Here is a 7,551-nt window from a genome sequence, read left to right as displayed (position 1 = left end):
AACCACGCTGGCCGAACGCAGGCTTGAATCCGTGGGTAACCCGGCAGGACGCCGGGTTAGCCGTGTTGGGCCATGGATGGCCCGTCACGGCGGCCCACGGATTCAAGCCGGAGTGAGGGCACACCGAAGCGTGAGCGAGGTGCCGAGTGGTGGGGCAAGAGCCCTTTGGTTACTTTGGGGCTTTTCCAAAGTGACCCGCCGTAAGGGCGGAACCCAAAGCGGCCATCACCCAAATAACGGATATACCCCCACCCCAAAAAGCCCAACCCCCTGCAATCCTCAGAGGCTGTAATAATACCCGCGACTACGCAACGCCACGATCCGTGGTCGGCCATCCGGGTGTGGGCCGATCTTTTTACGCAGGTTGCTCACGTGCATATCCAAGCTGCGATCATAGAGGGTCAACTTACGCCCCAGGGCAATCTGCGCCAGTTCCTGCTTATCCAGCGGTTCACCCGGCTGGCGCAGCAAGGCCTCAAGCAGGCGACTCTCCGAAACGGTGAGGGCAAATTCCTGCTCACCGATGGTCACCACCCCACGCACCGGGCTGAAGCACAGGTCGCCCAGTTCCAGCTGAGTAGACACCGCCGCCGGATGACTGCGGCGCAATACGGCGCGCAAGCGGGCAGTCAGTTCGCGCGGGTCGCAGGGCTTGGCCAGGTAATCGTCGGCGCCCAGCTCCAGGCCGAGGATGCGATCCAGCGGCTCGCCCCGTGCCGAAAGCATCAGCACCGGCAATTCCGGATGGTCGTTGCGCAATTGCTTGAGCAGCTCCAGGCCGCTGCCGTCGGGCAGCATCACATCAAGCACCACTGCTGCAGGGGCGCTGTCGGCCAGGGCTTTGCGCGCGCTCAAGCCGTCGTGGCAGGCGCGCACCTGGAAACCTTCCTGGCTCAGCCAACTGGTCAGCAGCTCACAGAGCTCCTGGTCATCATCTATCAGTAACAGCTCGCTCATGACTCACTCAATTTAGCCATTGTCGACGGCGACGGTGCCCACCGCTGGCGAAGATACCGCACAGCAGGGCGATCAGGGCGACGGCCGCTCCGGTGACAAACCACTGTTGTTGCTCGGTCAGCCAGCGGGTCAAGGCGCCGCCTTGTGATGCTTTGAGTTGCTGGGCCAGGCGTTGGTTCTCTTGGCGCAAGCGACTCAGTTGGGCACTTTCGCGGGCAGTGTCTGCGCTTTGCAATTGCTTGCTCAGTTCTTCACGCAGCCGTTCGCTTTCTTTCAAACGTTGCTGCAACTCGGTGATCTGGCTGCCGGCACTCAGGGACAGGGGCGTGGAACTGCCGGTGTTCGAGGTTTCTTCAGCGTGGGCGGTAGCCCCGATCGTTAACACGGCCAACAGACACAACTGACGTAAGCGCATCGGAACTCCTGATTCCACACGAATATTCAGAACGTTGTCGGCAGGTCACCGAGAATAATGAGCAATTAGGAGCGCGCCGAACCGAATAGGTTCGGCCCGGCCTTATTAAAGAAAGCGGTTCAAGGCAGGACTTGCTTGAACGGCTTGATCACCACATCAGCGTAGACGCCTGCTGCTACATACGGGTCGGCCTTGGCCCAGGCTTGGGCGTCGGCCAACGAGGCAAACTCGGCGACGATCAGGCTGCCGGTGAAGCCGGCGTCGCCCGGGTCGTTGCTGTCCACGGCTGGGTGTGGGCCGGCCAGCACGATGCGGCCTTCGGCTTGCAGCTGTTTCAGGCGTTCAACGTGGGCCGGGCGCACGGACAGGCGTTTTTCCAGCGAGTTGGCGACGTCGGTAGCAATGATGGCGTAGAGCATGTCAGTCCTCGGTTTTCGGCGTGGTAGGGGCGGTGTCATGCAGGTGGCGCGACAGATAGATACCCTGGCCGATCAGGAACAATACGGTCATGCCCAGGCTGCCGAAGACCTTGAAGTCGACCCAATAGGCCTGGAAGGTAAAGGCCACGAACAGGTTGGCGGCGCCGCAGAACAGGAAAAACACGATCCAGGCCACGTTCAAGCGTGTCCACACCGGGTCCGGCAGGGTCAGTGCATGGCCCATGATGCGCTTGATCAGCAGGCGATCACCGATGAAGTGGCTGCCGATGAAGACCAGGGCGAACAGCCAGTTCACCACGGGGGCTTTCCATTTAAGGAAGGTTTCGCTGTGGAAGGCCAGGGTCAGGCCACCGAATACCAGGCAGGCAATCAGGGTCAGCCATTGGCTTTTTTCCAGCTTGCGCTGGGAGATGAAGATGGCGCCGTAGACCACGATCGAGCTGATGATCAGCACGGCGGTGGCGCTGTAGATGCCCCCGAATGTCAGCTCGTGACCGGCGATATCAATGACCCTGGGGTCGAGTTTGGTAACGATGAAAAACAGCAACAGCGGGATGAAGTCGATGAATTGTTTCACAGTAAGAGCCAGAAGCTGGATGTGGCGGCATAATAACAAACATCCTTGGTTGCGATAGCGCCAGCTGACTTGAGGTTACACACCCCCGTGAATGTTGATTTGCACTGCCACAGCACGGCCTCCGACGGCGCCCTGGCGCCCGCGGTACTGGTTGCGCGTGCGTTTGAAAAAGGCGTGCGAGTCCTGTCTTTGACCGACCACGACACCCTCGAAGGCCTCGATGAAGCCCGTACGGCCGCGCATGCGTTGGGCATGCAACTGGTCAACGGCGTGGAATTGTCCTGTACCTGGGGCGGCGCCACCATTCATGTGCTCGGTTACGGTTTTGATCAGAACGCCGCGCCGTTGGTCGAGGCCATTGCCCAATTGCACGATGGCCGCTGGCTGCGGTCCGAAGAAATAAGCCGCAAGCTCAGCCTTAAAGGCATGCCCAATGCCCTGGAGGGCGCCCGCGCCATCCAGCAGGAACTGGGCGACAGCGGCAACGCCCCAGCCCGTCCGCACTTTGCCGACTGGATGGTGCGTGAAGGTTTTGTAAAGGATCGCGCCGAGGCCTTTCGCAAATGGCTGGGCGCCGGCAAGTTGGGTGACGTCAAGCAACACTGGCCGACCCTGGAAGACACCGTCGCCACTCTGCGGGCCGCTGGGGCCTGGGTCAGCCTGGCGCATCCGTGGCATTACGATTTCACCCGCAGCAAGCGCCGCAAGCTGATTGCCGACTATATTGGAGCGGGCGGCCACGCTATCGAAGTGGTCAACGGGCACCAACCCGCCGATCAGGTGGGCAGCCTGGCGATACTTGCTCGCGAATTTGGTCTGCTGGTCAGCGCCGGCAGTGACTTTCATGGCCCAGGCGGCTGGTCCGAGATTGGCGAGTATCGCCAGGTACCGGAAGATCTGCCGCTGTTGTGGGGGCGATTCAAGCATGACCCCATTATTGCCACCGTCTGAACAGGTAGAACACGTGAGTCAATTCTTCCAGATTCATCCGGAAAACCCTCAAGCGCGCCTGATTAAACAGGCCGTGGAGATCATCCGCGCCGGCGGCGTGGTGATCTACCCAACCGACTCGTCCTACGCCATTGGTTGCCAAATCGGCGACAAGAACGCGGTGGAACGGGTCAGACGCCTGCGTGACCTGGACAAGAATCACAACTTCGCACTGATTTGCAGCGACCTGTCCCAACTTGGGCTGTTTGCGAAGGTCGACACCGGCACCTTCCGTCTGCTCAAGGCCCATACGCCGGGGCCCTACACCTTTATCCTCAACGCCACCCGCGAAGTACCGCGTTTGTTGCTGCACCCCAAAAAGCGCACCATCGGCCTGCGTGTGCCGGAGCATCCGATTGCCCTGGCGTTGCTGGCTGAACTGGGCGAGCCGCTGATGAGTGTGTCGTTGATCCTGCCCGGTGAAGAAGAGCCGCTGTACGACCCGTACGAAATGCGCCGCCTGCTGGAAAAACACGTCGACTTGATCATCGACGGTGGCTACGGCGGCAACAAGGCCTCCACCGTGATCAACCTGGCCGACGGCGAGCCGGAAGTGGTGCGTGTGGGTTGCGGCGATCCGACGCCGTTCATGGTCGAGGCCTGAATGTCGGTCGTCGAAACCGTCGACAGCCAGGCCGGCGCCCAGCAGGAACTGCCGTTTGCCATGGTCTATGGCCAGGCGGTCCTGGAAATGCCGCTGGACCTGTACATCCCGCCGGACGCCCTGGAAGTGTTCCTTGAAGCCTTCGAAGGCCCGCTGGACTTGCTGCTGTACCTGATCCGCAAGCAGAACATCAATATCCTCGACATCCCGGTGGCGGAAATCACTCGCCAGTACATGGGGTATGTCGAGCTGATGCAGACCGTGCGCCTGGAGCTGGCCGCCGAGTACCTGGTGATGGCCGCGATGCTCGCCGAGATTAAGTCGCGCATGCTGTTGCCGCGCTCGGAGACCATCGAAGCCGAAGAGGACGACCCGCGCGCCGAACTGATCCGTCGCCTGCAAGAGTACGAACGTTTCAAGGCCGCCGCCGAAGGCATCGACGGCCTGAGCCGCGTTGGCCGTGACGTGGTCGTGCCCAAGCTCGACGCCCCGGAAGCCCGGGCGCGCAAGCTGCTGCCGGATGTGAGCCTGGAAGAATTGCTGATGTCCATGGCCGAAGTGCTGCGCCGGGGCGACATGTTTGAAAGCCACCAGGTCAGTCGCGAGGCGCTGTCGACCCGCGAGCGCATGAGCGATGTACTCGAACGTCTCAAGGGCGGCGGGTTTGTACCCTTTGTCGAGTTATTCACCAAAGAAGAAGGGCGCCTGGGGGTGGTGGTGACCTTTATGGCGATCCTTGAGCTGGTCAAGGAATCCTTGGTCGAGCTGGTCCAGAATGAGCCTTTTGCGGCTATCCACGTGCGGGCGCGAGCCGAATAACGAGCTGAATCGATGAATTTGACTGAACCCCGCGAACTGGCGCCGCTGCTGGAAGCCTTTCTCCTGGCCTCGGGTAAACCGCAATCCCTTGAGCGCCTGTTCGAACTCTTTGAAGAGGCCGAGCGCCCCGAGCCACCGGTGTTCAAGAAGGCATTGGAGATCCTGCGCAAGTCCTGCGATGGCCGCGCCTTTGAGCTGCGCGAAGTGGCGTCGGGTTATCGCCTGCAGATCCGTGAGAAGTTTTCCCCCTGGGTCGGCCGTCTGTGGGAAGAGCGTCCACAGCGTTATTCGCGGGCGATGCTGGAGACCATGGCGCTGATCGCCTATCGCCAGCCAATCACCCGGGGCGAAATCGAGGACGTGCGCGGTGTGGCGGTCAACAGCCATATCGTCAAGACATTGCTGGAACGTGAGTGGATCCGCATCGTCGGCTACCGCGATGTGCCCGGCAAACCGGCGATGTTTGCCACCACCAAGGTGTTCCTCGACCACTTCAACCTGAAAAACCTGGATGACCTGCCGCCGCTCGCCGAACTGCGCGAGATGGAGGCCGAACCGGTATTGGATTTCGACGACGCACCGGTTCCTGCCAGCCTGCAGGAACTCGCCGACGCCACGGCCGAGCCGGAAGAGCCGAAGGACGAGACCAGTTTCCATACGTTGTTGCTCGAATTGGACGACATGGAGCAGGGGATCAAGACCGACTTCGATGACTTGCTGCGTGACGGTGCGAGTGAACCGCAAACCCAGGTGAACGGTGAAACCGCGCCCGAGGTCGAAGTTGAACCGGAACCGGAACCGGAACCGGAACCGGAACCGGAACCGGAAGCCGAGCCAGAACCGGAGCCCGAGGACGACATCCTTGGCGTGGCTGAAGCCCGCGAGAAACTCCTGGCTGCCGTCGCCGCCCTCGAACAACCGCCGTTGAGCGACGAGGAAGACGAAGCCCGGGCGCTGGCCGAGGCCATCGAAAACGAACGCCGCCAACTCGAAGACTGACGCACTTCGATGTGGGAAGGGGCTTGCCCCCGATAGCAGTGCCCCAGTGACAAAAATGCAGGCTCACACACTGCATCGGGGGTAAGCGCCCTTGCCACATTGGATCTCCATTGTCTGGATTGTCTGGGAGAAAACATGAGTTCCACCAAAGACCCGTGCATCAGCATCTGCAAATTCAGCGACGATATCTGCGTCGGCTGTGGCCGCAGCAAGCGCGAAATCCGCGCCTGGAAGAAGCTCGACAAGGTCGACAAGCGCACGGTATTGGCCGAAGCCGAGCTGCGCCTGTTGGCGTTGGGCGCCACCGGTCGGCGGAAAAGCAAATGACTGCGCCTTAATCGACTAGTCTGTGATGCGCAACGCGCGCCATGCGCGTATGATTCGCGACCCTTTGGCGACGTATTCGCCCAAAGCCCCGCTTTCAACACTCCTCAGGCCACGCCTGAATCGACCCACCGGGAGGTGCTTAAGATGAACGACCAAGACCAGAACGACAGCCAGGAAATCGGCCCAGCAGGCGAAAAACTGCAAAAGGTGCTGGCGCGTATCGGCGTGGGCTCGCGCCGCGACGTCGAAGCCTGGATCACCCAGAAGCGCATCAAGGTCAACGGCGTTGAAGCCACCCTTGGCCAGCGCGTCGACCTGCACGATGCAATCACCATTGATGGCAAGGTCATCAAGCGTGAAGAGGCCGCCGAATCGGTGCGCCGCGTCATCATGTACAACAAGCCTGACGGCGAGATCTGCACCCGTGACGACCCGGAAGGCCGTCCGACCGTGTTCGACAAAATGCCCAAGCCGAAAGAAGGCCGCTGGATCAACATCGGCCGTCTGGACATCAACACCACCGGTTTGCTGATGTTCACCACCGACGGCGAGCTGGCCAACCGCCTGATGCACCCGTCCTACGAGATGGACCGTGAATACGCCGTGCGTGTACGCGGTGAAGTCGATGACGAGATGATCGAGCGCTTGAAAGCGGGCGTCGTCCTTGAAGACGGCCCGGCCAAGTTCACCGACATCAAGCAGGCACCAGGCGGCGAAGGTTTCAACCATTGGTACCACTGCGTGGTGATGGAAGGCCGTAACCGTGAAGTGCGTCGCCTGTGGGAATCCCAGGGCCTGGTAGTCAGCCGCCTGAAACGCGTGCGTTTCGGCCCGGTGTTCTTGAACTCCGACCTGCCGATGGGCCGCTGGCGCGAAATGAGCCAGTACGAGGTCGATATCCTCAGCGCTGAAGTTGGCCTGACGCCGGTTGCCATGCCGCAGATGAACGCCAAGAGCAAAGACAAGCTTGAGCGTATGCAGCGTAAATCGTCGCGTCCTGTGGCCCGTACCGAACGTGTTGCCCGCACCCTGCGCCCTGCGCTGAACGCGCCGGCCACCGGCGGTCGCATCTCGCGTGAGCCGCACATCGAAGGCGAGCGTCGCCCAACCGCGCCGTCCCGCCAGGAAGGCGAGCGTGGCCCTCGCACCCCGCGTCCTGCGCGTGGCGGCGAAGCACCAAGCGGCGGCCGCGGCAACCGTGGTGAAGGCCGTGGTGCTCCGGCATCCGACCGCCCAGCCGACAGCGCCAGCACCAAGCGTCCAGCCAAGCCGGCAGCGAACAAGCGTCCTGGGCCGAAACTGGTCGCGGACGAGCCGTCGGGCAAGCGCCGTGGCGCCCCGGCCGGTTCGGGCCAGCGTCCTGGTTTTGGTCGCAAGAAGCCGCAGTGATGTAAGTGCTGCACAAAAAAACGCCAACCCTCGG

Annotated in this window: 10 protein-coding genes; 6 read left to right on the top strand and 4 right to left on the bottom strand. The window is 61.5% G+C overall.

Translation table 11 applies throughout. The annotated features are described in order from the left end of the window. Positions 1 to 279: 279 nt before the first annotated feature. The 4 genes from AACW30_RS14730 to AACW30_RS14715 form a co-directional block, all read right to left on the bottom strand. Positions 280 to 957, bottom strand: a complete 678-nt coding sequence (locus tag AACW30_RS14730) for a response regulator transcription factor (RefSeq protein WP_200622984.1) — start codon at positions 955 to 957, stop codon at positions 280 to 282. A gap of 7 nt (positions 958 to 964) precedes the next feature. After that, positions 965 to 1,372, bottom strand: coding sequence for a translation initiation factor 2 (locus tag AACW30_RS14725; protein ID WP_200622983.1), 408 nt, complete (start codon positions 1,370 to 1,372; stop codon positions 965 to 967). 119 nt (positions 1,373 to 1,491) lie between these two features. Then, on the bottom strand, positions 1,492 to 1,791 hold the full coding sequence (locus AACW30_RS14720; RefSeq protein ID WP_015885584.1) for a YciI family protein: 300 nt from the start codon (positions 1,789 to 1,791) through the stop codon (positions 1,492 to 1,494). Between the two features lies 1 nt (position 1,792). Continuing rightward, entirely contained in the window at positions 1,793 to 2,389 is a 597-nt protein-coding gene (locus AACW30_RS14715; RefSeq protein WP_106578415.1) for a septation protein A, read from the bottom strand. An 87-nt stretch (positions 2,390 to 2,476) separates the two neighbouring features. On the opposite strand from AACW30_RS14715, the gene AACW30_RS14710 reads away from it, so the two are divergent. From AACW30_RS14710 to rluB, 6 genes are all read left to right on the top strand, one after another. Next, on the top strand, positions 2,477 to 3,340 hold the full coding sequence (locus AACW30_RS14710; RefSeq protein WP_106578416.1) for a PHP domain-containing protein: 864 nt from the start codon (positions 2,477 to 2,479) through the stop codon (positions 3,338 to 3,340). Positions 3,341 to 3,353: 13 nt separating this feature from the next. Further along, positions 3,354 to 3,983, top strand: coding sequence for an L-threonylcarbamoyladenylate synthase (locus AACW30_RS14705; protein WP_106578417.1), 630 nt, complete (start codon positions 3,354 to 3,356; stop codon positions 3,981 to 3,983). A gap of 120 nt (positions 3,984 to 4,103) precedes the next feature. Continuing rightward, on the top strand, positions 4,104 to 4,802 hold the full coding sequence (locus AACW30_RS14700) for a segregation and condensation protein A (RefSeq protein ID WP_177410104.1): 699 nt from the start codon (positions 4,104 to 4,106) through the stop codon (positions 4,800 to 4,802). 12 nt (positions 4,803 to 4,814) lie between these two features. After that, on the top strand, positions 4,815 to 5,801 hold the full coding sequence (gene scpB / locus AACW30_RS14695) for an SMC-Scp complex subunit ScpB (protein ID WP_200622982.1): 987 nt from the start codon (positions 4,815 to 4,817) through the stop codon (positions 5,799 to 5,801). Between the two features lie 135 nt (positions 5,802 to 5,936). Further along, positions 5,937 to 6,128 carry a DUF1289 domain-containing protein gene (locus tag AACW30_RS14690; RefSeq protein WP_005790815.1) on the top strand — a complete coding sequence of 64 codons (192 nt, stop codon included), beginning with the start codon at positions 5,937 to 5,939 and terminating at the stop codon, positions 6,126 to 6,128. Between the two features lie 144 nt (positions 6,129 to 6,272). After that, a complete protein-coding gene (rluB, locus tag AACW30_RS14685) occupies positions 6,273 to 7,517 on the top strand; it encodes a 23S rRNA pseudouridine(2605) synthase RluB (protein WP_106578420.1) in 1,245 nt (414 codons plus the stop codon). Positions 7,518 to 7,551: the final 34 nt, after the last annotated feature.

Source organism: Pseudomonas sp. MF6747 (assembly GCF_963890955.1).
In the GTDB taxonomy this organism is placed as follows: domain Bacteria; phylum Pseudomonadota; class Gammaproteobacteria; order Pseudomonadales; family Pseudomonadaceae; genus Aquipseudomonas.
This window is presented reverse-complemented; position numbering and strand designations above follow the sequence as displayed.